Raw genomic sequence first — 22,290 nt, 5'->3', positions numbered from 1 at the left:
TCCATTCAGCCGACCGTCAGCTCTCGACCTCGTATGAGTCTGGCAAATTGACCGGCTTGTAGGTCGTCAGATCTACCAGCCGCTGTGAGACGGACTTGTGCAGGTGCGCGCCCTCGGGAATATATCGAGGCTCCGCGCGCGGCAGATACCAGCCGGTTCGATCCGTCTTTGCAGGCCAGCGACGCCATTTCAGTCGCTTGGGCAGCCACTCCAACGGTCGCCAGCCGAGCGTCAGCGAGTCATGGGCGGACGCCTGATGATCGGGTGAGACATATTCGTGTGGTTTGCCCGAAGAGGAGCTGCCAAGGACCAGCCGTTCCACGATGCTGCGGTCGATCAGCAAACCGGCGTGCTCGGCCTCCCCAATCATCCACTGCAACGGGAACTTCGCTAGCTGGCTCTCCGCTTCTGAATATCCGCCTCCGACATCGGCGTGAACGCCAGCGAACCAGACTTGCTTGGCGTCCCGCGGCTGCAATCCGGCTTCCGGCCATGCATCGGGCGCAAGCTTTTGGTCCAGGCGCCAGTTGTACAGCCGGAACATGCGCCTCCGCTCGTCGATGGCGCACGCTTGGCGGAAGGTACGGACGCTCGGGTTCTGCTTCGTGTAAGGTAGATGCTGCTGCTTTGGCACCCAGGGAAATCTGGCCCGCGGCACGAGCACAGACGCTACCGTATCCCAAACTCCCATGAAGTGGATCGGAACGCGGCGACCATCAACTGTTCGTTGGAATCGCCAGGCGACCTCCAGGTCGTTTTCGGAATCGGCCTGCAAATAAGCGTTAAGGGCATAGTCGCAGAGATTTAGCTGTTCCGGTCGCAACAGGCCGATCATGTGGATGAACCCGGCCAGTGCCCGCACCGTGTAAGCACCTCGGCTGAAACCAAGCAGGAAGATGCGGTCGCCAGGCCGGTGTGCGCGCGCAAGGAAGGTGTAGGCTTCGAGAATGTTCGCGTTTAGGCCGGCACCCGTTGCGAGACCCCAGACGCCCCGAATTTTACGAAGTTGTTGACCCCAGCCGCTGCGAAGGCCGAGCGTACCCACTCCCGGATGGTAGAAGACGACCTGCTGCTCGCTCTTTACCGCCACGCGGTAGAACTTGAGGACGTTGGACAGGTCGGTTTCGACTTCGTTTCCGGTGCCATCACAGCACACGACGAGGTTACGTGGTTGATCAGGGACAGCGGTCTGGAACGCCATCAGTCGCTCACCCTGTGATAGCTCAGCTGCATCTGGCCAGAAGAAGAGATTACCGCGCGAATGTTGTCGCAACCACCGGCCTCTCCATCCGCGTCGGTTCCGATCTTCGCCCTGTCGACCTTGCAGGCCGCATCATTGTAATCGGTCTGCCACAGGGCACCTCGGCGCCGATACTCCTGAACGACAGCCGCGTCGGGGAGCGATGTGCCACTGTACCTATACGGACCTGACGAAATGACGAATGCGCGCGCCCCGACTGCGTCCAGAAAATCGCTGCGCGAAGAGGTCGTGCTGCCATGGTGGCCGGAAACCAGCAGGTCTGCGGCTAGAGCAGCCCTGCAGCAGGCGAGCAGCTTTCCCTCGACCGAGTCCGCCGTGGGCGTCCCAGGCCAAAGGTCGCGCCGGCCGCCCTCGGCGTCGCCCGTGAGGAGAATCCGTCGAGTGCCAAGATCGAGCCGCACGACCAGGCTGTTCTCATTAGGATCATGGTGCGGCTCGGTGTCCACATAGAGGAAGTCCATGCGCGCGCCCTGCCCCAGATTAACGGGTCCACGCTGCAGCTGACTTTCCAGCTGCAGCGTTACGGCATTGGCGCCGCTCCTGCACCGCTCGAACCGGAAGGTGTGGGTGCCCCCTGATCCCCAGCCGCTGTGGTATTGAGCGCCAGTCTCAGCCGCGACCTTTTGAAGGAAATTTCGATAGCCGCAGCGATCGAACAGGCGGCCCGAGTCCCAGACGTGCCGAATTTCATACGAATCGAAAATATCCGGCAGCAGATGGAGATGGTCTTTGTGGGCATGGCTTAGCACCACATGATCAATCGAACGAAGATCTGGACGGACCTTGCGCAGGTAAGCGAGCACTCGATTGGGCGAGCCCGTGTCGGTGTCGTCGTTGCTTCCGGCATCGTACAAGAGCGTAAAATCCGGACCTTCCACAAAGATGGCGAGCCCGGTCCCAACATCGATGACGTGCATGGTATAGGCCGCGTCGAGAACCAGCTCGAGAATGTCAGTCCAGGCTTTGCTGACATAGCCAATCCGGCCGTCGGGCAGCCGCACCTGATGCCAGCCCGGCGCATCACCGACGAGTTCGGCGCTCTCGCCAGGCTCGAGCTGCCCCAGCCGGTCCGCCTCACTGCTCGGAGCCGAGCGAACGATCACGCGAGTCTCCACGCGCTCGCTGGGCTGGACCTGCGGAGCAGCGACTGCAGTGCTGCTGCCAATGGCGACCAGCAACAGCAGGCTACGGAAGAGCCCCATAAGCAAGGTGCTGATCGACATAAGGGACGTTCCACTCTCTTCAAACCATGCGGCGACATCTCACGCCTGGTTTCGGGTCCATGCCTATGCTGGGCATCTATGTTCGGAAATTGCGGAGCACCTCCGCCTCCTAGCTTCGGTGCATTGCACCCACGCCGTCCTGGGGACAGGAAGGTCATCTTGGAACCGGACCCGGAGGGCTCGCGCAGAGCTTGCGCTGAACTTCGGCAGGATCTGCTCTGAAGCGCCCCTGTTCCTCTCGCCAGAAATTCGCTGCTGACGGAGAGTTGACGTAATCCCACTGCTCCTGCTGGCGACGTTCATTGTCCAGCCGCTTGCGGATCACGAACCTGATCGTGCCGGCGGCGTCCAGAATGATGGTTGCGCCTCCGTAGAAGGGAAACGTCTTCTCGCCGCGAGTGACTCTCATGCGCTGCGTGACCTCGGCGATAAGATCGAGGGTCAACTGCCGGCTTGGCCCGACACGTCGCGCGATTCTGATGGACTCAATCACCGGAATGCTGGTCGTGTTCGGATCGAAGTCTCGCGAGAGCGGGCTGATCAGGCCGAACTCACCTGCGAACCGAGGATCGCTCACCATCATGCCGACTGCGGCGGCCAAGCGTCTGATCTCGCGCTGGTCAGCCGGTTCGCTGAGATCGTCGGTCAGCCGCAGAGAGGCGAGCCTGAGCTCCGGATCCGTCGGAAGCGAGGTCTGAGGTTCCGACCAGAGCAGCGCATCCTCGGTCATGCTAGAGGCACCGCGAGGGAAGATACGTCGCTCGCCGAAGGCGCGGATGATCGTCTCACGATATGCGAGCTCATCATCCGGAATCAGATCATGGTCGGCGGTCACCAGCGCCCGCAGGAAATCGCCGAACTGGATATCGACCGGTGGACAATAGTCGATGGCTCGGATGCACATCTCGAGAAAGTGCTGCGCAAGCTTGCGCGCAACCTCGACCAGCAGCTCTTCCAAAGTGTCGGACAAATCGCCCGCCTGCAGGACGCCGGACCCGCCGGTCGCCAGCTTTATGAACTGACGCGCGCGACGCTGATAGATCGTCTCAAAGGCTGAAAAGACCGCATGCGAGAGCGCCTGGCCACGGTCGTGCGGCTCGAGCACGTCCGGATCGAAGGTCTTCCGGGCTTTTCCTGCCCCAAGCTCCGCAAAGGTCCTCAAGGCATCGCCTTCCGCCCCGATGCCGCGACCGAATTCCTGCGCAAGACTGACCAGGCCGGTTGCTTCGCTGAGCCGGCCCTGTGTCTGGCCCAGGGCTGCCCGAACAACGTCAGGATAAGCAAAGTGCTGGAAAAAGGCGATCAGGTCCGCAAAGGCTTCGTGAAAGGCCAGCACGTCGGGATGGGTCGGCTCGAAGAAGTGAGCGCGCAGGCCATCGAGCAACGCGTGACTGACCTCGTGCACGATGATGTCGTGGGACAGCCCAGTATAGACTTTGCCCACGCCCTCCTGAGCCACCGGAGTGGAGCGCTCGGCGGTGAAATAGCCGAACACGATTTCGTTTCGGCTCCGGTCATACCAGGCGTTCTTCTGCAGGGCTCCGAACGGCCGCAGCTTCAGCCGGTTGCTGCCGTCTACAATCGCGCCGGACGCCCAATTGACGTCTCGTCCCAGCGCCATTCTGAAATTGGCGTAGGTCAGCATCGCGACCGAGTAGACCATCTGCTGGTGAAACTGCGGCTGCGACACCGAAGGCGGATATCCGTTCATCAGGAGGACCATCGGCTCGTCGAGATCGGCCTTGGGATAGGCGATCCCCTCCGCGTCGATATTGTCGACTTCGAATATAGCCCCACGAGGCCCCGGCTGCAGAGGCTCGTACGGAAGCTTGATTTCAGCAATGGCCCCCCCGAGCCTGGAAAGGCTCGGATCCAGCGCGTAGATCGATAATGGCCGGTACAGCGGGTCGTTGGCCTCCCGCTGATAAGAGCGCGACGTGCTGCCGCGCGTCAGTCTCTGGCCGAGATCATATCGGACACCCTCGCCGGGCGAAGGCGATCCCGCTGCAATGACGCCCGGATCGGGCGGAGTGCGGCTCTGCGCCGCGCTCTGGACCGACTCCTGCGGCGCTGGTCCTGTGCCTTCGGTCACCCGCCGCTCCCTAGAACAGATCGAGCGGTTGATCGAAAGCGTCGGGTTCGCAGTAGAGATTCGGTGTCTGTCGGCGCCCGGATCCGAACTCGGCAATCAGCCGGTCGTGGAAAGCCCGGTGGGTGAGCCCTTTGCCCTGCGGAAGCAGCCTGGTTGCGATCGACGTGAAATGGCCGGCGCCGTTGAACTCCCAGGCGACCTCGGAATCCTGGCACGCACTGAACTGAACGCCGATCAGTCCCGTCTCCCCGGTGAGCGTTCGTGCTCCGCTCCCGCGGCTCTCCTGCTTCAGCCGATGATAGGCTTCCATCATCTCGGCCGTGGGGCGGACAAACCGCGCCTTTGCATTGACCGGGTTGTCGCCCAGCGGGGGCGCGCCGAGTGCGCGCGTGATCGTACCTGAGTGGCAGCAGTCGATGAACGCGGTCAGCTTCGCACCCGCAGGAAGGAGCTTGAGCGCCTCGAAGATGTCGTCGTCCAGGACGAGGCCACTCCGGCCGCCAGTGGCGCCGCAATCGACTGCGCACAAGGCGGAGTCCTTTCGGTCGGTTTCGTCGCCACCCACGTCGTCGAACTGCGTTCCGTGACCGGCAAACTGGAGGACGAGCCTGTCACCGGACTTGGCCGAACTCACGAAGTCGCGCAGCCGCTCGAGAAGGGCGTCCGCAGTCGCCTCATCTTCCTTCATCGTCGCCACTTCGAAGCCGAGCCTGGTCAGAGTGCGGCTCCAGCTTCCCATATCGTTCACGCAGCCGGCGAGCGGCGAGATGTGGCGGTAACTGTCGATCCCGATGCACAGCGCTTTGCGACGGCCTTCAGGCCGTACGTTGCTGGCGGGAGCAGCAGCCTGCGCTGGCTTAGTGATCGGGCCGGTTGCTGAAGCTTCGATCGTCTCGGCCCCAAGATAGGGTCGCAGGTGCTCAGGCCATTGGACCTCCTCGTCCCACACCGAGGCTGCGAGAGAACGCGACGCCTGATACGGGCTGATCGGCTCTCCGTTTACTTTGCCGAGAATGCGGCGACACATGCTCTCAAGTGTAGCTGCGTCATTGTCGAAGCCGCCGTGAGAGGTCGAATTGCTTGCCGACCCGGACGCAGCGTCACTGCTTGGAGACCAGATGATCGTCGCTTTGCCCGAGCCGCTCCCGCTAAGTCCGAACAGCTTGCGTAAGTCGGGGTCGCGCCGGAGCGACATTTCCAGCCCGAGTATGTCCGTCTCCCGCCTGGCTTCCAGCACGTGGTAGATCAGATACAAAAGCGACTTGCCGTAAAGAGGCGTCACAGTGTCGGCGAGTTCCCTCGCCTTGATCATCGTATAGAGCGTCAGATCCTCGACCTTGCTTCCGAGGGCTGGCGCGAAACCTTCCTTGAAACGGGCGGTGTTGATCGCCGGCGCGAGGAAGTGCGCGCTCCGGATCTTGGGAGCATCCGGCAGGACAGAGGCCATCCAGGTCATGAAGATGCTTCCGGCGCTGTGTCCGGCCATGTGGATCTGGAGGTCGTCCCCGTGCTTCTCAGCCAGCGCCGGCAGCTTGGCCGCAACATAGGCGCTGCCCCCTTTCGGCTGGCTCGCGCGCTCGGCGCTGCGCTTCATTCCCGACCAGATCTTGTCCGCGCCGAGCGTCCTGACCGCGTCTTCGACGCGATCGTCCATCCACTCGCGCACCGGTCCGCGCGGTGCGGCCGCGAGGCCGCGCGCACTGAAGATCAACTGCTTCAGCGTCTCCGCAAGACCGGTCTCCCATATAAAGAACAGCGGATAGACGTTGTTGGCTCGCCAGAACTTCAGCTGGTCGAAGGCACCCAACAGAGCCGAGTTTTCGCTCACCAGGCCCCCATGCGCATAGAGCAGGAGGTGCGCTTTCTCGCCGCGCTTGCGGGCGCGCTCCACGTCCTGCGCCACGCGCTCATCGAGGATCCGGTCTACGTCACTCGCATCGGTCTGGACGGTCCCGCCGGTGGAGAAGCGTCCTTGCGTCAGATTGACAATATGGTCGGCGAGAACCTCCAGGATTTCCGGGTCGATGCAGCGGGCTTGGGCATCGCGAGACTCCGCCTGACCGTTGCCAGTGCTGACGCCTTCCAAGCCAACTGCGTGCTCGGCATTTCCCATGTCGTCAGTCTGCTCCGCTGCCGGATTCATCGCAGCGATGATGGACAGGGTTCGCGGTGCTGAACCCGGGAATGCGGCGCGACTGCCTCCCCCTGGCGCGGGCAATTGAAACGCGGCGATCTCGGAGATCCAGTCGGCCTTGTCCTGGGTCTCGCCGGGGCAGCTCTTCTTCGACATCTCATTGTGGAAGCGCAGATGCTGGGGCGTAAGCTTGAACCTGTCCTGGACCGCCTTGATAACCGCGAGCGTGGCTTCCTTCTGCTTCGCGGTAGGCTGTTCACGCCCGATATCGAAATCGCCGATCATCTCGATCATGAACGGGCCGGCGCTGCTGTTGCCGTTGAAACCGGCTGCCGAGGCAGGCGCCCAGTTGAAGTTACGGCCGATCCAGATCGTGCCGTCCGGCGCTGTGCTGACATGCTGAGCGATGTCGCTCCAGCCATTGGTCTGGGTGTGATGACGCCACATGCCCTCGATAGTGCGGCGCCCGGAATAGTCGCGCTGGGTTGGTCGCCAGGTATGATGGAGATGGACCTCGCCGACCCTCCGCTTCCACGGGAAGTCCCTGACCAATGCTGCAAACTCGATGGGAGTAACCGATTGGAAATTGCGCATCTGCTATCCCCTATGACCGTTTCGATGAGCTCTCGTTCAGCTGTCGCGATCTGCTCAACCTGAGTTCAAGCTGGTCGTGAGTGCCGGACGGGCGTCCCAGGGACGCGTGCGACGTCGCTCACGACCGAAGTCGATCAGGCACTTCATCATCCGCGGATAGAATTGCAGCGGCTTGGCCTCGGCTTTGTCCAGCTTCTGCCAATCGCGACAGGACTGCCCCTGCCAGCGATGATCACCCCAACCGCGCGCGTAGCTGAAGTAGAAGTTGGCGCGATCGCGGCTCCAATCCGCAACACGGTCGGTCGAGAACAGGTAGATCTGATCCGTGACGAGGGTCATGCTGCGCTTGGCCACGGTAAGCGCCGACCATCTCGGCCTGGGAGACTCCTCGGCTGCGATGCTCATGTCGCCATTGACGATCATGTAGACATTCGGCCGCTCGGCTGGCGGGGTCACAGCTGCGCCGGCGCCCGGCGGTCGCACGGCCGCTGCGACCTCCTCCAGGAAAACGCCGAAGCGGACGCCCGCGTCCAGATACATTTGGTCGTCGATGAATACCGGCAGCGCGCCCACGGGTTCGGAGGATGCCGCGAGCAGTGTATCGATATAGCAGGATCGAACCGCCTCGGCATCACCGGTCCGGGCACGGCTGGCGAGCGCGGTCATGTCGACGGCTTCAGCAAACCCGGTGTCGGCGTTCAGGAGGCCGACATAGAAGCGGCGGTCCTCGTCTCCAGCGGCTGCTACGTCGCGCAGTGTTCCGGGCGTGATCAGCCGCTCGATCCGGGTGCGAAGAGGTGCAAGATCGCCGAATGAGCCCTTCCGAAGGACCCCAAGCTCCCCGCCATGACTCGCGAGCAGCGTTTTCTCCCGGCTGATCGTGTAGCCTGCCACGAGATCGTCCAGATTGCTCCGGTCTGCCGGCAAGGCCGGGAAGTCGTCCCCGGGCTGCAGAATCCGGTCGTCAGGGGGAAGCGTCCGTCCAAGCAGCGCGAAGGTGCCCTGCAGCGCGCCCGTGCTGACACCCGTCACGGTTTTGAAACGAGGCACGCCTTTCCAGGCTTGCAGGAAGCCGGCGCCATAGGAGCCCCATTTGCCGCCGCCGCTCAAGACCAGCATGTCCTCGGGCTTGGCTGCCTGCTCCCCGCGGCTGCGTCCCGGGGTCAGCCTCGATCGGAGCGTGTCGGAAAAGCTCAACGCACGGGTGCCGTCAGGGCGCTCCACGCGCAACGGGAGCGAGGGCAGGTGGCACATGGCCTGCCTTGCGGGCCGCGGATGTGAGCACCCGATCAAAAAGAGCGGGAAGAGGATCAATGCTCCAGCGATGCATCTGAGCTTCAACCCGCCCATCTCCAAACTCCTTGAGCAGCGGACATACGCGCCTCTGCCGGCGCACATCGCAGCTCACATCTAAGGGTCTCCTGACGAGAAGCCCGTGACGCAGATCACGGGCAATGAAATTTCCGCCGGCACCACACCCGCAAAGACCGACAGATAACGTCTCCGCCGATCGCGACCGGGCCAATGTTCGGCCCGCTGCACCCGATCGCGCGACTGCGCCTCCTTGATGTTGCACCCGGCCGAGCCGGATCGGACCCTGCCACTGACCCATGCCTGAGCGGCAGACTGGACTCAGCTGGTCCAGACCGGTCATCTAGCGCTTGAACCTGACGTCCGGCGCGGACTTTCCCCATGCAATTGAGGCGAGCAGAGAAGGAGGAGATCAAGGGGGCGGCCGCCCCGATCCGCTTCCGCGCCTTCGTCAGCTACAGTCATGCCGATGCTGGATTTGCAAGCAAGCTGCAGAAGCAGCTGGAGACTTATCGGATACCGGACCGACTTAGAAGCAGGGTCGCGCCTCTCAGTGGAGCAGAGGGGCGGGTTGGACCCGTGTTCCGGGATCGGGATGACTTTCCGGCGAGCGCCGATCTCAGCCAGGCAGTCAGACAGGCCATCGCTCAATCTCAAGCGCTGCTGGTTCTCTGCTCGCCGGGCGCCGCCCGCTCTTGCTGGGTTGCACGCGAAATAGAATTGTTCCGACAGCTGCATCCCGATGGCCCGATCCTAGCCGCGATCATCGCGGGAGACCCTGACGAGGCGATCCCCGCACCACTGCGTGCAAACGGGGTCGAGCCCCTTGCAGCCGATTTCCGCCCGATCGGTGACGGGTATCGTCTTGCCTTCCTGAAAATGGTTGCGGGTATATTGGGTGTCCCGCTGGATGAGCTGATCCAGCGGGACGCACAGCGGCGTCAACGGCGCGTGATGGGGATCACGGTCGCAGCGCTGGCCGCAATGTTAGTGCTGGCGACGATGACGTTGTTCGCCATCTCAGCGCGCCGGGAGGCCGAGCGCCAGCGGGCCGAAGCCGAAGGCTTGGTGGAATATATGCTGACCGACCTGCGGCAGCGCCTGAAAGCTGTCGGAAGCCTCGATGTCATGACTGATGTGAACAGACGGGCAATGACCTATTACGAGGAGCAGGGTGCTCCCGACGCGCTGCCGGATGACAGTCTGGAAAGGCGAGCCCGTGTGATCGGGGCGATGGGGGAGGATGCGGAGAATGGCGGCCACCTCGACTTGGCCCAATCGCGTTACGCCGCGCTGCATAGGACCACAGAAGCGCTCCTTGCGAAAAGGAAAAACGACCCGACTCGGATATTCGCCCATGCACAAAGCGAGAACCGGCTCGCGCTGCTGGCCCTGACGCGCGAGCGTTCGCAGGAAGCCACCGCTCGGTTCGCGCGAACTCAGCGCCTGCTCGAATCCATTGCATCCTGGGGCCATAGCCGGCCCGACTGGCTCCGGCTGGTCGGCTATGCGTACGGCAATATGTGCGCGACGATGGTGAAGAACGGTGGAGGCGGGGCCCGCGTCCTCAGTAACTGTGAGCGAGCCGTGCAGGCGAGCGAGCGGCTGCTGGCGAGGCGACCAGACGATGCCAGTCTCCTTTACGACCTGATCTTCCACTGCCTCTGGCTTGCTGAAGCGCAGCTCTCGTCAGGCGAGCGAGCCCAGTCTCGCCGTATGCAGGGTCGCTACCTCCACCTTTCGCAGGCACTCGTCCAACGTGACCCCGGCAACATGCTATGGCTCGAGCAGCAGATGGAAGTGTACGTACGACATGCGGATCTGCTGTGGCGGCAAGGCGAACATGACCTGGCCGGGCAATTTCTGGCGGACGCGCGGCGGATAAACGACAGGCTAATCGCGCGCGATCCGAGCAATGCATTCTGGTCCGCGTACAAGGAGCGCATTTCGCGCGAACTCAGGGAGAAGGGCTATGGGCGACGTCTCGACTATAAGGTTTCTTGAGATCAGCGCCGACCAGAACCAGGCAGCCATCTATAGCCGGATGCTTGAGGTCGATGTTGGAGATCGTGATTACCGGGAGATGGTTGAGGAGGCGGTCCGGCAGGATGACTTCGCCGCGCTTGGAAGCGTGGCCGAGCCATCGCTGGATGCGGCGGTTCCACCCGAACGCTTTCTGGATATAGACATGGGCCACGCTGCTGGCGTGCATGCGATCGTCTTCAGGATAGAACCGGCTCGGGCTGGATTGGCGCAGCTGGAGTTCATTGAGACATCCCCATTCATGCTGTTGCCGACGAATGACCCTGATGGCGAGAGCTTCCTGTCGCGGCTCCGGACTTATCCGGACGGGAACCGGCGCTGGGCCTCGTTTATGTGCGACTTGGATCATGCCCGCTCTTCCCAGCTCGCCGACCGGGTCAGGGCCGTACCAGCCCAAGCACATGCGGCGACCCGTCACGGACGTGCAATGCGCATTCCCTTCATCCTCAACGTCGTGGACCAGGAGCTGCAATTCTCGCCTTGGGTACTGCCCTATGACACAGAAGGGGGCTTCCGCTCCGCCTCGTTCTTCACCCATGGTGGGGTTCACCCGCCTTCGTCCATTTATCTGAAAGTGGACGTGTAGCGGCGCAGGCTCATACGGATGGCGTTGACTGGACACTACCTGACGCGAGCTCAGATTCTGCTGCTGTCACGGCAAGGCGCCGAAGAGCAGGCCTGGGCGAGTTTCCGCGCCGGCGGCTGGGAGGCGCGCGAGGATCCGGAGGCGCTGCTTCTCAAAGCTCGGCTTCTCAAGGATGCCGCCGTCAGGGCAGTGGGCAAGGAACGGCAGCGCCTCTTCGTTTCGGCCGCAGCAGCCTATGCGGCCGCCGCGCGCGGACGATCAACTTACGCGCTGATCAATGCAGCCTCATTGTCCGCCCTCGGAAACGACCGGGACCTTGCGTCTCAACGGGCACGCGAGGTGCTCGCGATGCTCCAGCGCGCAGATCACGAGCCTGACACGCCATATTGGCTCGGCGCGACGCGCGCCGAAGCTCTGCTGCTGCTCGGCCAGGTAGCTGCCGCCGAGCGTGCATTGGCAGAGGCAATCGCAGGCGCGCCTCACGCCTGGGAAGATCACGCGATCACGCTTCGTCAGTTCACCTTGCTGCTCCAGCACATCGAGGCGGATTGCTCCTGGCTTGACGCCTATCGTCCCGGCCCCGTCATGCACTTCAGCGGCGTGATGGGCATCGACCCCGACGATCCAATCGCGGCGCGGCACATCTCTTCTTCCGTCCAGGCGGTGAGGCCCAGCAGTGGGTTCGGCGCTCTTGCCGCCGGGGCCGACATCCTGGTCGCCGAAGCGCTGCTGAGCTGTGGAGGTGATCTGCACGTTGTCCTGCCAACCGACCCCGAGACTTTCCGCGCCGAGTCGGTGACCGCCTTCGGCGCAGCCTGGGGCTCACGTTTTGAGGACCTTCTCGGTCGCGCTGCGTCGGTAGAGGTGACGAGTCCCGCTCGCCACTTGTCACAGCCTTCGGTAGAGTATGCGGATCAGATTGCGATGGGGATGGCGATCGGCCGTGCCAGTGCGCTGGCCACCAGGCCGGTCGCCATTCGCATCCTTGGCAAGGACGGTGCCAAGCGTCGGCCCGAAGCCGACCTTCTATGGACCAGTGCCGCATTCGACATCTCGGTGGTTGAAGTTTCGCGCTCGTCGGCTGGCACAACAAGACTCGCCACCGCGGGCGACGACCAGCTTATCTGTCTGCTTGCCGTCTGTGGGCACGGCCGGGTCATGGCCGAAGCGGCGGGCGGACGACGCATCAACCTGCCTCAAGAGGGCTGCGATCTGTTTGCATACGAACGGATGTGTGACGCGATAGGCGCGGCGCGCAACCTCCTGACCAATAGTGGGTCCAGAGCCGGCCTTGATTTCCGGATCGTGTCTGAATTGCCAGGACCCGCAGATCTCGCGCCCGCCGTTGCGGCCGCCCAATCCACCGATGCCGGGTCGATCGCCGCGACCCGCCGCGCGGCCATCGTGGCTCGACTGCACTGCCCTGATGCGTCTGCGGATCTCGCGGGCGAGGTGCGAACCGCGTTCGGTGTCGAGGAGATCTGGCGCCTCCTCGCTACCGGTCGCGGGTTCTAGACAATCAGCGCTTCAAGCCGGGGCCGGGAAATGATGAGCAATCCGCCTTGCACCCGGCTCACGAGGCCCCGCCGCTCGGCTGCGGCGACCGCACGAGATGCCGTTTCTCTCGTCGTGTTCACGCGAAGCGCGATGGCGGCCAAGACGGGCGCAGGCTTGATCGCGCCGTTCTCATCTGCGAGCGCGAGCAGCTCGGAATAGACCCGCCCCGAGGCGGAAAGCGTGATCCGATTGGCCATGCGGGCTAGCAGCGCTTCATTCTGCCGCGCGAGCAGAGCGGCAAGTCCAAGAGCGATGCCAGGTGTCGTGGCGGCGAGCCGCGCGAGTGGAACGGTCTGAGCCTCTAACGCCTCGGTATGAGCATCGCAGATCAGCTCAGCTTCCTGTTTTCTTGGACTTGGGAAGACTCCAGCGAGTTCGCCTGGCCCATAGCTCGTGATCTGGAGAAGCTGGCCATCATACCCAACGCTCTGCAGAACTGCAGCTCCCTCCACGATCAACCAGCAGCGCTGGCAAAGATGACTTTGGCGAAATAGCGCTTCGCCCTTCAAGGCCTTGCGCCGTTCGAACAGCTGCGCCGCCCTGCCAGCTTCGGATGGTGAACAACCCAATGCGCTTGCCAGGAGAAGCGCATCGTCGCTCATCTCGAGATGCTGTCGAGATCAGAAGGTGCCTCCATCGTGTCCACCCGTTGCAAGACTGAGCCATGGAAAGCACTCGCCCTCAGCATTGAACCGGAGGGACCAATTTGAGACTGGGCAGGATCTACGGTCCCGTCAATCATCCGATGTGTGGCAAGTTGATAAGGGCCGTGTTTCACACGGCGCGGAGCAAACATCGTCCCACCCGGTCGCCGCTGGCGTGACGGCAGTCACGCGCGCGGCACTTATGAAGCGCTATTCTTTCCTGCGAGTCGGCAAGGAGAGGTGCTCGTGACCGCCATTCAGCTGTCGCCATGCAAGCAGCTTGGTTGGTGTACAGATGCACAAATTCGCCAGCGGCGCGATCTTCGGAGTGGGCGCTCATGCCTGCAAGACGACCGCCTTCCGCTAAGCTGTGAGCATCCACGATGAGCATCAGGGCCGAACGCCGCGTGCCCCTGCCCGCCGTGCGGCGAGCGCGCACCCTTGCCGCTCCCGGAGCAGTGATGCTCTCGTTCCCCTACGTGCCGCAATCGGAGAACAACTGGTGCTGGGCAGCCTGTGCAGAGATGCTGCTGAGGAACAGTCAATCCCAGTGCTCGGTTGCTTCCAGCCAGTTTCAACTCACCTGCTGCCCGAGTCCGCGCGCGCCTGCGAGTTGTGACCGCGGCGCGTGGCCGCACCTTGCTTACCCGCCCCTCGGATTGCCGACGCAAATGGTGACAGGTCAGCTTTCTTTGCGACGGGTGCAGACAGAGCTTGCCTCCGGCAAAGCCGTTCAGGTTTGCTACCAGTGGACGGGGGGAAATCAGACGCATGTTGCCTTGATTGTAGGCGAGCACGCGAACGGCGATTTTGAAGTGCTGGACCCATCCAGTGCATATGGTCGCGGCGCACGAACCTTCGGCCAGATCCAGACTGCCTACGGCCTTGGCGCCTGGGTGCGGAGTTTCACCTTCTGAAAGGCACGCAAGTGGCAACCCCCAGGAATCTCGATCTCTTGATTCGGCAAAGTGTAGCCGAGCAAATCGCGGAACGGCTGCCAGTCGGACCCCGAGCGCTAACCGGGGAGGACGGCAGTTCGCTGGGTGAAAGCCTCCGGATCATGATGCTTCCGTACGACGCGCTCGGATCGGCTGAGAAAGCGCTCGAGGAACGCGTGATCGACACTGGGCAGTGGCATCATCAGATTTACGTCGGGGACGATCCGGTGAGCTTCGCTCGCTCCGTCGAGAAGTCGAATGCGGGTGAGCCAAGGCATGAGGTCGTGGAAGTTTCTCAATCCCCTCTGCCGACAGCTCTGCGAAAGACGATCGACTGGGTCGACGCAAACCTTCCGAAGGAGGGTACGGCCGATGTTCTTCTCATCCCGGCATATGCCCTCGCGGCTCTTTGGATCCACGGCGACGGACAAGACTTTGTGGTGATTGCCGCAAGGGCGCCGAAGCTGCGGATGCTCCCGCTCAATCGGGCCATACCAGCGGCGGACTTCGTGCGGCGCCTGGCAGAGAATAAGCCGATTGAGGGGATGGGCCCTGTGCCGGGCGCGGACGATGCCAGGTAGTTGGAGCAAGGGAGAGGTACGATGACACGGGCGAAAACACTGCTCTTCGCTTCCACCCTGATGGCGCTGCCGGGTTGCACAAGAACCCTCGATGTGACTGGAATCACCCCTTCCGGTTCCCGAACCGGCATCGGCTATGTGCTTCCGTTCACACAATATGAGGTCACCGCCACGTGGCGGCTGGACCAGTGCTACACCGAGACGGAAGTTCCCGGGCAGCCGGGCAAGCTGACCAAAGCGAACATACCTCCCAAGATCGCGATGAAGGTAGAGGCGGCGCAGGGCAGCGCGGATGACGGGCGGCTGGCGTTCATGGTCAACCCCCAGGATCTGCAATCCCCGACGAGCATCACGACGTTCAGCGCGAAATGGCATGACGGGCGCAACCTTTTCTCCACGATCGGTGCGTCCGTTGAGGATCGGTCCGCTCAGATCGTCGGAAATGTGGTGAAGACAGCTGTCAAGGTCCTTCCTCTCGCCATGGGGATGCCACCTGGTCTGCTCCCGCCGGGATCGTCAGCCCCGACATGCACGGAGAAGGCAGCCGCGGATCTGGAAGCCGCGAAGGCCGCCAAGGGGCTTCTTGAGGCGCGAACACAGGATCTCGAGCGCGCGACGGCAGCATACAAGGCGACCAGCGAGCGCATCACGGCGCTGGGCGCGTCAGTCGGCGAGAGCGCCAAAACGGAGCTTGACGAGGCTCTGAAAGCGTTGGGCGTGGCGAAGCGGCGTCAGGATGCCGCGACGGAAGCCCTGACGGAGGCAGTCAAGTCGATCACCTATACGCGTAAGTTCCGCTGGCCGCAGAATGGCGACACCTTCAGCCGAGAGCCCGAACCGCTGCCAAAAGAGGTCTGGCAGAGGTGGGTGTCGGGCGCGGACGACAAATATATTACTCGTCCTGTCTACCTTCAGATCGAGCGCATCGGGACGTTTGGGCGTCGCCCGCCACGGACTAACCTCACCAGGCCGCGAAACCTTGCCGGCAGCGATGAAAGGATCAGCCCGCTCCCGGAAAGCGCGGGCGACCAGAGCTACCGGCTCCCGCCGGCGGAGGCGCGCGGTCTCCGATACAGAATGCCGGCCGCGGGTCGGCTCGTCGCGTGCTGGCGGTCACCGTGCGGATCGGAAGACCCGGAAGGAGTGATCGCCAGCTTCGATGGTCCGGTGGTGCAGTTGGGCTACGTCAACGTGCTTCCCTTCCGCAGTCGCGCCTTCGGAAGCAACAGTTTTGCGGCTGAATTCGCGCTTGACGGTAGCTTGAAGTCGGTGGGGTACGAGCAGAAGGCCGCCCCGGGCGAGGCAATCAGCGGGGCCATGGCCGATGCGGCAGGCCAGCTTGCGCCGTTGTTTGATCCCACAGCCCGTCTCCAGACTGGGACTGCCTATCTGAAGGCGCTGAAGGAGCAACGCGACGCTCTTGAGGCCCTGAAACCGAAAGCCGAAGATCCGCTTGCCGCACAGACCGCAAGTCTCAATGCCGACACCGCCTTCATCAATGCGCAGCGTGCGAATGTGGAGGCTTACATTCTCCTGGAGGAACAGCGGGCGAAGCGCCAGCAAGGAGGCTGACAATGTCAACACCAACTCATCGGCTCCCGTGGTATACGGTCGTGGGCGCAGCGGCCGTGATCGTTTGCTTCGGCTATTTATGTCAATTCATGCTATCAAAAAGCCTGACGCTTAGAGCCGACGAGCAATTCCGCTGGGACCGAATACTGATGATCTTCAACGCCGTCCAGACGATGGCGGCAGCGGCATTGGGCGTAGTTCTCGGGACCACTGTGCAGCAGGCGCGCGTCGAGCGCGCCGAAGCGAAGGCGGATGTCAACGCAACCAAAGCAGCCAAGGCCGACGCGGCGCTGCAGCTGATTGACGGACTTCAACCGCCGGGTGCTCAGGTCTCGAACGCTGACGTGGCAAGTCTTGCCGCGATATTGAGATGAGCCCAATCCGGTTCCGTTGATCCGGGTCGTTTTTTGTGTCGCGTCTTCTCTGGTATGGGCATGGCCTGTTGATGGTCAGGCGTGGAAAGGTCGGCTGGACTCGAAGGATGACGGGCTGAGGCCTGAGTTCGTCTCAAGGCGCCGAATGGCCAGTCTGTTGCTCGACCTGGTCAGGCGGCGATTCTTCAACTTCCCTGCGGGTCGCCAGCGGCAGACAAGCCCGAGGTCGTGCAGTAGGAGCATATCACTGCGGCTTCCTCGCTGAACCGGGCGAGACCGGACCGGGCCCTGAAATGGAAAAGCCAAGCAGCTCGCCTGCGCCAGCGGCCGTGGCAATCTCGGAGATTTCTTGTTCCCACCTGAGGAACCAATCCCGCTTCTCCTCTTCCAGTTCGTAAGTGTCGTACGTCCGCTCAAGGCCCTTCTTCACGTGATTGAGGACAGCCTCGGCGGTTTCGAAATCAACCTTGAGGCGCTTCGTGTTTGAGCGGCATGTGCGACGGAAGTCGTGCGGAGTGAATCGCTCGATCGGCCGCCCGGCAAGCTGCTCCATACGGGCTTTCACTCGGTTGCGGGCAACGTACCAGCAGTTACGCGACCGCGGCCCGTTCAGCTTCGGCGCCGGGAACACCCACTCGCTCCCGCTCTGCATGAGCGACCAGCCCCACGGCCCGAGTGCGATGCAATGCTCGACCGAGTTCTTGGTCCGCGAGGGCGGAATGATCCAGAGCCCCTCGACCAGCTCATCTGAGCGTGCCTCAGACACCTCGCTCAGGCGAGCGGCGGTGAGCAACCAGAGGAGCATGCCTCGTCGGTAGTCATGTTCCTCGTCCACAAGACTAAGCAGAAACCACTCGATCTCCTGCCGCACCAGCTTGCGCGACCGCGGCGTCTCGGGGAAGCGCAGGTCGCCAAGCCGGCTTGAGGGGTCTGGTTCCAGGCCGACCTCCAGACCGCGAAGCGAGGCTGCCCAGCCAAAGAAGACCTTGACCTCGGCGGCGAGCCGGTTCGCTCGCACTTTGGCGGTCCGGCCCTTCTTCTCGACGAGCTTGATCAGGTCCCGCTCCGTCACGTCGTAGATGATCGTGCGGGCAAGCGCCGGAGCGATATCTTTCTCGTATATCGTGAGCTTGTCCGCGATGGTTCGAGGCTTGTTGGGGCGTTTGGCGCGAGACGCGCGACCTTCGCGCACTGCGCGCATGTAGAGACCGTGCGCCCGGGCCACGGTCATTGACGCACGGAGCTCCTCCCTGCGAAGCGTCTCGCGAGGATCAATCCCCGCCTCCACCTGCTCGTTCAGCTTTCCTGCCCATTCTCTCGCCGCCGCGATCGAATAAGCAGGAAACTGACCGAAGCTTAGCCGGACCAGAGGCCCGGCGCCGGCCACGCGCCGGGCGTACTTCCATACCTTCTTTCCACTCGAGATCACCTCGACCGAAAGACCCGGGCAGAAGCGGTCCTTGAGGTTCCCACGCGCCAGCCTTTCGATCGCCGAGGGGGTGAGCGCTTGCATCTTTGTCATTACCGACTCCACGTCGGTCCAGACAAAAATCATGATACAAATCGTGATACAACAGGGGTCTAAACCGGTCGTTTTGAGGCGAACCGGGTCTAGCTGCGCCAGCCGTTGATTTGCATGCAAGTCATTGTTCTGGGCCGAATCTTAAGGATTCGATTGGCTGGGGCGGCAGGATTCGAACCTGCGAATGCCGGTACCAAAAACCGGTGCCTTACCGCTTGGCGACGCCCCAGCATGCGCGCGGGGCCGCCTTATAGCGGCGCGGGCGCGGGTGGGAAGGGTGTGTCGGGCGCCGACCCCTTGCTCAGCAGACCTGCTCGATCCAGCCGTGCGGATCGGGCGCGTCGCCGCGCTGGATCTCTACCAGGGCGGTGCGAAGCCGGCTCGTCAGCGGCCCGGCCGCCTGCCCGCCGATCGTGAAGCCGCCGTCCGCGCTCTTCACCGCGCCGATCGGCGTCACCACCGCGGCGGTGCCGCAGGCGAAGGCCTCGGAAAGCCGGCCGCTCTGCGCATCCGCGCGCCACTGATCGATCGAGTAGGGCTCCTCCACCACATTCAGGCCACGATCGCGGGCGAGCTGCAGGAGGGAATCGCGGGTGATGCCGGGCAGGATGGTGCCGCCCAGCGGCGGCGTCAGAATGGTGCCGTCGTCGAACACGAAGAAGATGTTCATGCCGCCCAGTTCCTCGACCCAGCGCCGTTCGATCGCATCGAGGAAGACCACCTGGTCGCAGCCGTTCCGGATCGCTTCGGCCTGGGCGACGAGGCTGGCGGCGTAATTGCCGCCGCACTTCGCGGCGCCGGTGCCGCCGGGGGCGGCGCGGACATAATCGCGGGTGACCCACAGCGTCACGGCCGGCGCGTCGCCCTTGAAATAGGCGCCGACCGCCGAGGCCACGACCGCATAGAGATATTCGCCGGCGGGGCGCACGCCGAGGAAGGACTCGCTCGCGAACATGAACGGGCGAAGATAGAGCGCGCCTTCCGGCCCGTCCGGGATCCAGTCCCGCTCGGTGCGCACCAGCGCCCGCACTGAATCCAGGAACAGCTCCTCTGGCAGCTCCGGCATCGCCATCCGCCGCGCCGAGGATTGCAGGCGCCGGGCATTGTCGCGGGGGCGGAACAGGGCGGCGCCGCCGCCTGGCCGGCGATAGGCCTTGAGCCCCTCAAAAATCTCCTGCGCATAATGGAGCACCGACGAGGTGGTCTGCATCGCGATCGGCCGACGCGCCGTGATCGCGGCGCCGTGCCAGCCCTGCCCCTCCGAATAGCGCAGGGTGGCCATGTGGTCGGTGAAGACGCGCCCGAAGCCGGGATCCTCCAGCATACGGCCCCGTTCCTCCGCGGAAACCGGGCTGGAGCTCGGTTCGACAGCGAAGGACCCGGCGAAGTTCATGGCGATGGGCTTAGGTCCGACCGCCCGGTCGGTCAACGTGACCGGGCCGCCTGCGCCATTTCGAGACCGCGGCGGCGCGACGCGTCGAGCGTGCGCAGGACGAGGCCGTTGAGCGCGCCATCCTGGTCGAGCACGTCGAGGCCAGCGCGGGTGGTGCCGCCGGGGCTGGCGACGCGCTCGGCGAGCCCGGCGGGGGTCTCGCCCGGTTTGGCGGCGAGCGCGGCGGCGCCTTCGACCATCGCAGTCGCGATGCGGGCGGATTGGTCCGACGGCAGGCCGAGCCCAGCGCCCGCGGCGGCGAGCGCGTCGATATAGCGGAACAGGAAAGCGGGGCCGGCGCCGGAGAGGTGGCCGGCCATCGCGAACAGCGCCTCGTCCTCGTGCCATTCGACGAGGCCGAGCGAGCGCATGAGCGGGTCGACGTTCGGCTTAGCGTCCGCCCCGGCCGGGTCGGTGAGGAGCTGCGTCACGCCCTTGCGAAGCCGCACCGGTGTGTTCGGCATCGCGCGCACGACGCGGCGCTGGCCGGGAAAGCGGGCGCGCAGGGAGGCGAGTTCGACGCCGGCGAGGATGGAGACGAGGATCGTGTCCCCGCCCAGCGCCGGCTCCAAGACGGGCGCGACTTCGTCGAGCTTTTGCGGCTTGACCCCGAGCAGGACAATAGCCGGCGTCTCGTCGGGCGGCGGCGCGGTCAGGACGCGGACGCCGGGCGCGGCATCACGGCCGCTCGGGCGGATGACGGTGAAGCGGGCCGGATCGGCGCCGGCCGCGAGCCAGCCTTCCAGCATCGCGCCGGCCATGTTGCCGCAGCCGATCAGCCAGAGGGGACCGAGGATGTTCAAGGGAGCGGCCCTTCCTGGTCGCCGCGGCCTTCCGCCGCAAAGGCAGCCACTGACTTTCGCGCCAAAAGAAAGCCCTGGCCCGGGTCGAGCCCGGGTCGAGGTGTAGGGGAGTAAGCAGGCAATTCGCGCTCCGCGCAGCCGGCTGAAAGTGCCACTTTCAGCCGATCTAAGCCTCGCCCTGCGTCTCGATCAGCGCGGCGGCGATTGCTTCCTGGGGGGTCTTGTCGGCCCACAGGACGAACTGGAAGACCGGGTAGAAGCGCTCGCATTCCTCGATCGCGGCTTCGACGAGGGTCTCGGCCTGCTGGAGGGTCAGCGTGCCGCCTTCATCGCCTTCGAGCAGAGCGGCGTGGCGGAACAGGACCAAGCCGGAGCTCGCCCACAATTCGAAATGGCCGAGCCAGAGCTGCTCGTTGATGAGGCCGATCGTCTCGTAAGTCGCGGCGCGCTTGTCGCTGGCGACGCGGATGTCCGGAAGCGCCAGGAACTGGAGCACGTTGTCATCGTCCCGCCAGATCGCGCGCAATTCGTGCTGGGCCCAGCTGCCCTGGAAGTTGGCGACGATCTCCTCGTCGCCCGACCGCTCATAGGTCCAGCCGTGCGCGCTGAAATAATATTCGAGCATGTCGATCGGGGCGCTCGTCTCGCGCTCAAGCTCATACTCGTCGGTATTCATCACGAAGGTCCTGCAACGACTTGGCTCGTCCAAAAGGTGCACTGCACCATCAGGCGGCGCAATAGCATAGGTGCTACAAATATGTGGATAGCTGAGTTTACCCACAGCTTGTTGTGGTCAAGCGGGCGGTACCGCCTTGGCCTCGAGCGCGTCGAGGCGAGCCTTGAGCAGCTGATTCTCCTCGCGTGCCGCGACCGCGATCGCCTTGACCGCCTCAAACTCGTCGCGGCCGATCATGTCGAGACCGCCGACCCACTCGCGGGCGCGTTCGCGGGCGGCGGCCTGCGCCTCGCGCGTCATGCCGGCGAAAGTGCCAGCGGCGCCGTTCAGCACCTTCGCTATGTCGTCGAAAATCCGGTTCTCGGACTGCATGAAGCTCATCCTCTATGGGTCAGAGGATGATATCGGTTCCCCCGCCGCTCGGGACAAGGTTTTCGGCATCCGGGTTCAACTGGCCGATCTGGTAGTTGAGGACGGTCGCGAAGGTCAGCCAGGCCAGATAGGGCAGCATCAGCAAGGCGGCGTTCTTGCGGATGCGCCAGAACCGGAAGGCGGTGGCGGCCGCAGTCAGCAGCATCGCGACCAGGATGAGGAGCGCGGTGTTCACCTTGTGCATGCCGAAGAAAACCGGCGACCAGCTGAAGTTCAGCAGCATCTGCGCCACGAACAGCCCGACCGCCAGGCCCCTGCCCCTCGCGCCGCGCGCGTTGAGAATGATCGCGATGGCAAGCCCGAGCAGGATGTAGAGGATCGTCCATGCGACGCCGAACATCCAGGCCGGCGGCATCAGCGCAGGCTTCACCAGCGCGGCGAACCAGGCATTGTCATATCCGGAATTCGCCATGCGGCCCGACACGGTGCCGAGCAGCAGGATCAGGGGCACGGTGAACAGGGCGTAGCGCAGGTAGGACATGCGCAACTGCGACTTGGACGCGATCCCGGACATG

19 protein-coding genes and 1 tRNA gene are annotated in these 22,290 nt (G+C 63.6%); 7 read left to right on the top strand and 13 right to left on the bottom strand.

Annotated features, from left to right (window positions below; all coding sequences use genetic code 11):
• Window positions 1-16 precede the first annotated feature (16 nt).
• The 5 genes from VF631_RS07490 to VF631_RS07470 form a co-directional block, all read right to left on the bottom strand.
• Complete coding sequence (locus VF631_RS07490) at window positions 17-1,201, bottom strand: DUF2235 domain-containing protein (RefSeq protein WP_431849663.1); 1,185 nt, start codon at window positions 1,199-1,201, stop codon at window positions 17-19.
• Window positions 1,201-2,484 (bottom strand): MBL fold metallo-hydrolase, encoded by a 1,284-nt coding sequence (locus VF631_RS07485; protein ID WP_431849662.1) that lies wholly within the window; start codon window positions 2,482-2,484, stop codon window positions 1,201-1,203. The genes VF631_RS07490 and VF631_RS07485 overlap by 1 nt, the downstream gene beginning before the upstream one ends.
• Window positions 2,485-2,638: 154 nt before the next feature.
• Window positions 2,639-4,576 carry a hypothetical protein gene (locus VF631_RS07480; RefSeq protein ID WP_431849661.1) on the bottom strand — a complete coding sequence of 646 codons (1,938 nt, stop codon included), beginning with the start codon at window positions 4,574-4,576 and terminating at the stop codon, window positions 2,639-2,641.
• A 10-nt stretch (window positions 4,577-4,586) separates the two neighbouring features.
• Window positions 4,587-7,304, bottom strand: coding sequence for a caspase family protein (locus tag VF631_RS07475; protein ID WP_431849660.1), 2,718 nt, complete (start codon window positions 7,302-7,304; stop codon window positions 4,587-4,589).
• Between the two features lie 54 nt (window positions 7,305-7,358).
• A complete protein-coding gene (locus tag VF631_RS07470) occupies window positions 7,359-8,558 on the bottom strand; it encodes a patatin-like phospholipase family protein (RefSeq protein ID WP_431849659.1) in 1,200 nt (399 codons plus the stop codon).
• A 438-nt stretch (window positions 8,559-8,996) separates the two neighbouring features.
• On the opposite strand from VF631_RS07470, the gene VF631_RS07465 reads away from it, so the two are divergent.
• From VF631_RS07465 to VF631_RS07455, 3 genes are read left to right on the top strand one after another with little or no spacing between them, the layout of a single operon-like run.
• Window positions 8,997-10,619 carry a toll/interleukin-1 receptor domain-containing protein gene (locus VF631_RS07465; protein WP_431849658.1) on the top strand — a complete coding sequence of 541 codons (1,623 nt, stop codon included), beginning with the start codon at window positions 8,997-8,999 and terminating at the stop codon, window positions 10,617-10,619.
• Window positions 10,588-11,244 (top strand): hypothetical protein, encoded by a 657-nt coding sequence (locus tag VF631_RS07460; protein ID WP_431849657.1) that lies wholly within the window; start codon window positions 10,588-10,590, stop codon window positions 11,242-11,244. Before VF631_RS07465 ends, VF631_RS07460 begins: the two co-directional genes overlap by 32 nt.
• An 18-nt stretch (window positions 11,245-11,262) precedes the next feature.
• Window positions 11,263-12,759, top strand: a complete 1,497-nt coding sequence (locus tag VF631_RS07455) for a DUF4071 domain-containing protein (RefSeq protein ID WP_431849656.1) — start codon at window positions 11,263-11,265, stop codon at window positions 12,757-12,759.
• On the opposite strand, the gene VF631_RS07450 is transcribed toward VF631_RS07455, so the two are convergent.
• Complete coding sequence (locus VF631_RS07450; protein WP_431849655.1) at window positions 12,756-13,310, bottom strand: Crp/Fnr family transcriptional regulator; 555 nt, start codon at window positions 13,308-13,310, stop codon at window positions 12,756-12,758. The two genes, VF631_RS07455 and VF631_RS07450, sit on opposite strands and share 4 nt — an antisense overlap.
• Before the next feature lie 806 nt (window positions 13,311-14,116).
• Between VF631_RS07450 and VF631_RS07445 the strand changes: the two genes are divergently transcribed.
• The 4 genes from VF631_RS07445 to VF631_RS07430 all read left to right on the top strand — a co-directional run bounded on the left by VF631_RS07445 (window position 14,117) and on the right by VF631_RS07430 (window position 16,910).
• A complete protein-coding gene (locus VF631_RS07445) occupies window positions 14,117-14,362 on the top strand; it encodes a hypothetical protein (protein WP_431849654.1) in 246 nt (81 codons plus the stop codon).
• 143 nt (window positions 14,363-14,505) lie between these two features.
• Window positions 14,506-14,964, top strand: coding sequence for a hypothetical protein (locus VF631_RS07440; protein WP_431849653.1), 459 nt, complete (start codon window positions 14,506-14,508; stop codon window positions 14,962-14,964).
• 21 nt (window positions 14,965-14,985) lie between these two features.
• Window positions 14,986-16,536, top strand: a complete 1,551-nt coding sequence (locus VF631_RS07435) for a hypothetical protein (RefSeq protein ID WP_431849652.1) — start codon at window positions 14,986-14,988, stop codon at window positions 16,534-16,536.
• Window positions 16,537-16,538: 2 nt separating this feature from the next.
• On the top strand, window positions 16,539-16,910 hold the full coding sequence (locus VF631_RS07430; protein ID WP_431849651.1) for a hypothetical protein: 372 nt from the start codon (window positions 16,539-16,541) through the stop codon (window positions 16,908-16,910).
• A gap of 244 nt (window positions 16,911-17,154) precedes the next feature.
• Here VF631_RS07430 and VF631_RS07425 read toward each other — a convergent pair whose 3' ends face one another.
• The 7 genes from VF631_RS07425 to VF631_RS07395 form a co-directional block, all read right to left on the bottom strand.
• A complete protein-coding gene (locus tag VF631_RS07425; protein WP_431849650.1) occupies window positions 17,155-18,432 on the bottom strand; it encodes a tyrosine-type recombinase/integrase in 1,278 nt (425 codons plus the stop codon).
• A 154-nt stretch (window positions 18,433-18,586) separates the two neighbouring features.
• Window positions 18,587-18,661, bottom strand: a tRNA-Gln gene (locus tag VF631_RS07420).
• Between the two features lie 72 nt (window positions 18,662-18,733).
• Window positions 18,734-19,825, bottom strand: a complete 1,092-nt coding sequence (locus VF631_RS07415) for a branched-chain amino acid aminotransferase (protein WP_431849649.1) — start codon at window positions 19,823-19,825, stop codon at window positions 18,734-18,736.
• Between the two features lie 32 nt (window positions 19,826-19,857).
• Window positions 19,858-20,667, bottom strand: a complete 810-nt coding sequence (gene proC, locus VF631_RS07410) for a pyrroline-5-carboxylate reductase (protein ID WP_431849648.1) — start codon at window positions 20,665-20,667, stop codon at window positions 19,858-19,860.
• A 166-nt stretch (window positions 20,668-20,833) separates the two neighbouring features.
• A complete protein-coding gene (locus tag VF631_RS07405; protein WP_431849647.1) occupies window positions 20,834-21,343 on the bottom strand; it encodes a YbjN domain-containing protein in 510 nt (169 codons plus the stop codon).
• A 117-nt stretch (window positions 21,344-21,460) separates the two neighbouring features.
• Window positions 21,461-21,715: an accessory factor UbiK family protein gene (locus VF631_RS07400; protein ID WP_431849646.1), complete on the bottom strand. Its 255-nt coding sequence runs from the start codon at window positions 21,713-21,715 to the stop codon at window positions 21,461-21,463.
• 19 nt (window positions 21,716-21,734) lie between these two features.
• Window positions 21,735-22,289 (bottom strand): TspO/MBR family protein, encoded by a 555-nt coding sequence (locus tag VF631_RS07395; protein WP_431849645.1) that lies wholly within the window; start codon window positions 22,287-22,289, stop codon window positions 21,735-21,737.
• Window position 22,290: the final 1 nt, after the last annotated feature.

The sequence above is a fragment of the Allosphingosinicella sp. genome, from assembly GCF_036387615.1.
Lineage (GTDB): Bacteria > Pseudomonadota > Alphaproteobacteria > Sphingomonadales > Sphingomonadaceae > Allosphingosinicella.
This window is presented reverse-complemented; position numbering and strand designations above follow the sequence as displayed.

Coding starts and splice junctions, on each gene's coding strand:
- VF631_RS07485 (WP_431849662.1), bottom strand. CDS start 2,484: ATGTCGATCAGCACCTTGCTTATGGGGCTCTTCCGTAGCCTGCTGTTG.
- VF631_RS07475 (WP_431849660.1), bottom strand. CDS start 7,304: ATGCGCAATTTCCAATCGGTTACTCCCATCGAGTTTGCAGCATTGGTC.
- VF631_RS07460 (WP_431849657.1), top strand. CDS start 10,588: ATGGGCGACGTCTCGACTATAAGGTTTCTTGAGATCAGCGCCGACCAG.
- VF631_RS07435 (WP_431849652.1), top strand. CDS start 14,986: ATGACACGGGCGAAAACACTGCTCTTCGCTTCCACCCTGATGGCGCTG.
- VF631_RS07395 (WP_431849645.1), bottom strand. CDS start 22,289: ATGTCCGGGATCGCGTCCAAGTCGCAGTTGCGCATGTCCTACCTGCGC.
- VF631_RS07470 (WP_431849659.1), bottom strand. CDS start 8,558: ATGTGCCACCTGCCCTCGCTCCCGTTGCGCGTGGAGCGCCCTGACGGC.
- VF631_RS07405 (WP_431849647.1), bottom strand. CDS start 21,343: ATGAATACCGACGAGTATGAGCTTGAGCGCGAGACGAGCGCCCCGATC.
- VF631_RS07430 (WP_431849651.1), top strand. CDS start 16,539: ATGTCAACACCAACTCATCGGCTCCCGTGGTATACGGTCGTGGGCGCA.
- VF631_RS07490 (WP_431849663.1), bottom strand. CDS start 1,201: ATGGCGTTCCAGACCGCTGTCCCTGATCAACCACGTAACCTCGTCGTG.
- VF631_RS07445 (WP_431849654.1), top strand. CDS start 14,117: ATGGTGACAGGTCAGCTTTCTTTGCGACGGGTGCAGACAGAGCTTGCC.
- VF631_RS07415 (WP_431849649.1), bottom strand. CDS start 19,825: ATGAACTTCGCCGGGTCCTTCGCTGTCGAACCGAGCTCCAGCCCGGTT.
- VF631_RS07440 (WP_431849653.1), top strand. CDS start 14,506: ATGATGCTTCCGTACGACGCGCTCGGATCGGCTGAGAAAGCGCTCGAG.
- VF631_RS07455 (WP_431849656.1), top strand. CDS start 11,263: ATGGCGTTGACTGGACACTACCTGACGCGAGCTCAGATTCTGCTGCTG.
- VF631_RS07400 (WP_431849646.1), bottom strand. CDS start 21,715: ATGCAGTCCGAGAACCGGATTTTCGACGACATAGCGAAGGTGCTGAAC.
- VF631_RS07465 (WP_431849658.1), top strand. CDS start 8,997: ATGCAATTGAGGCGAGCAGAGAAGGAGGAGATCAAGGGGGCGGCCGCC.
- VF631_RS07425 (WP_431849650.1), bottom strand. CDS start 18,432: ATGACAAAGATGCAAGCGCTCACCCCCTCGGCGATCGAAAGGCTGGCG.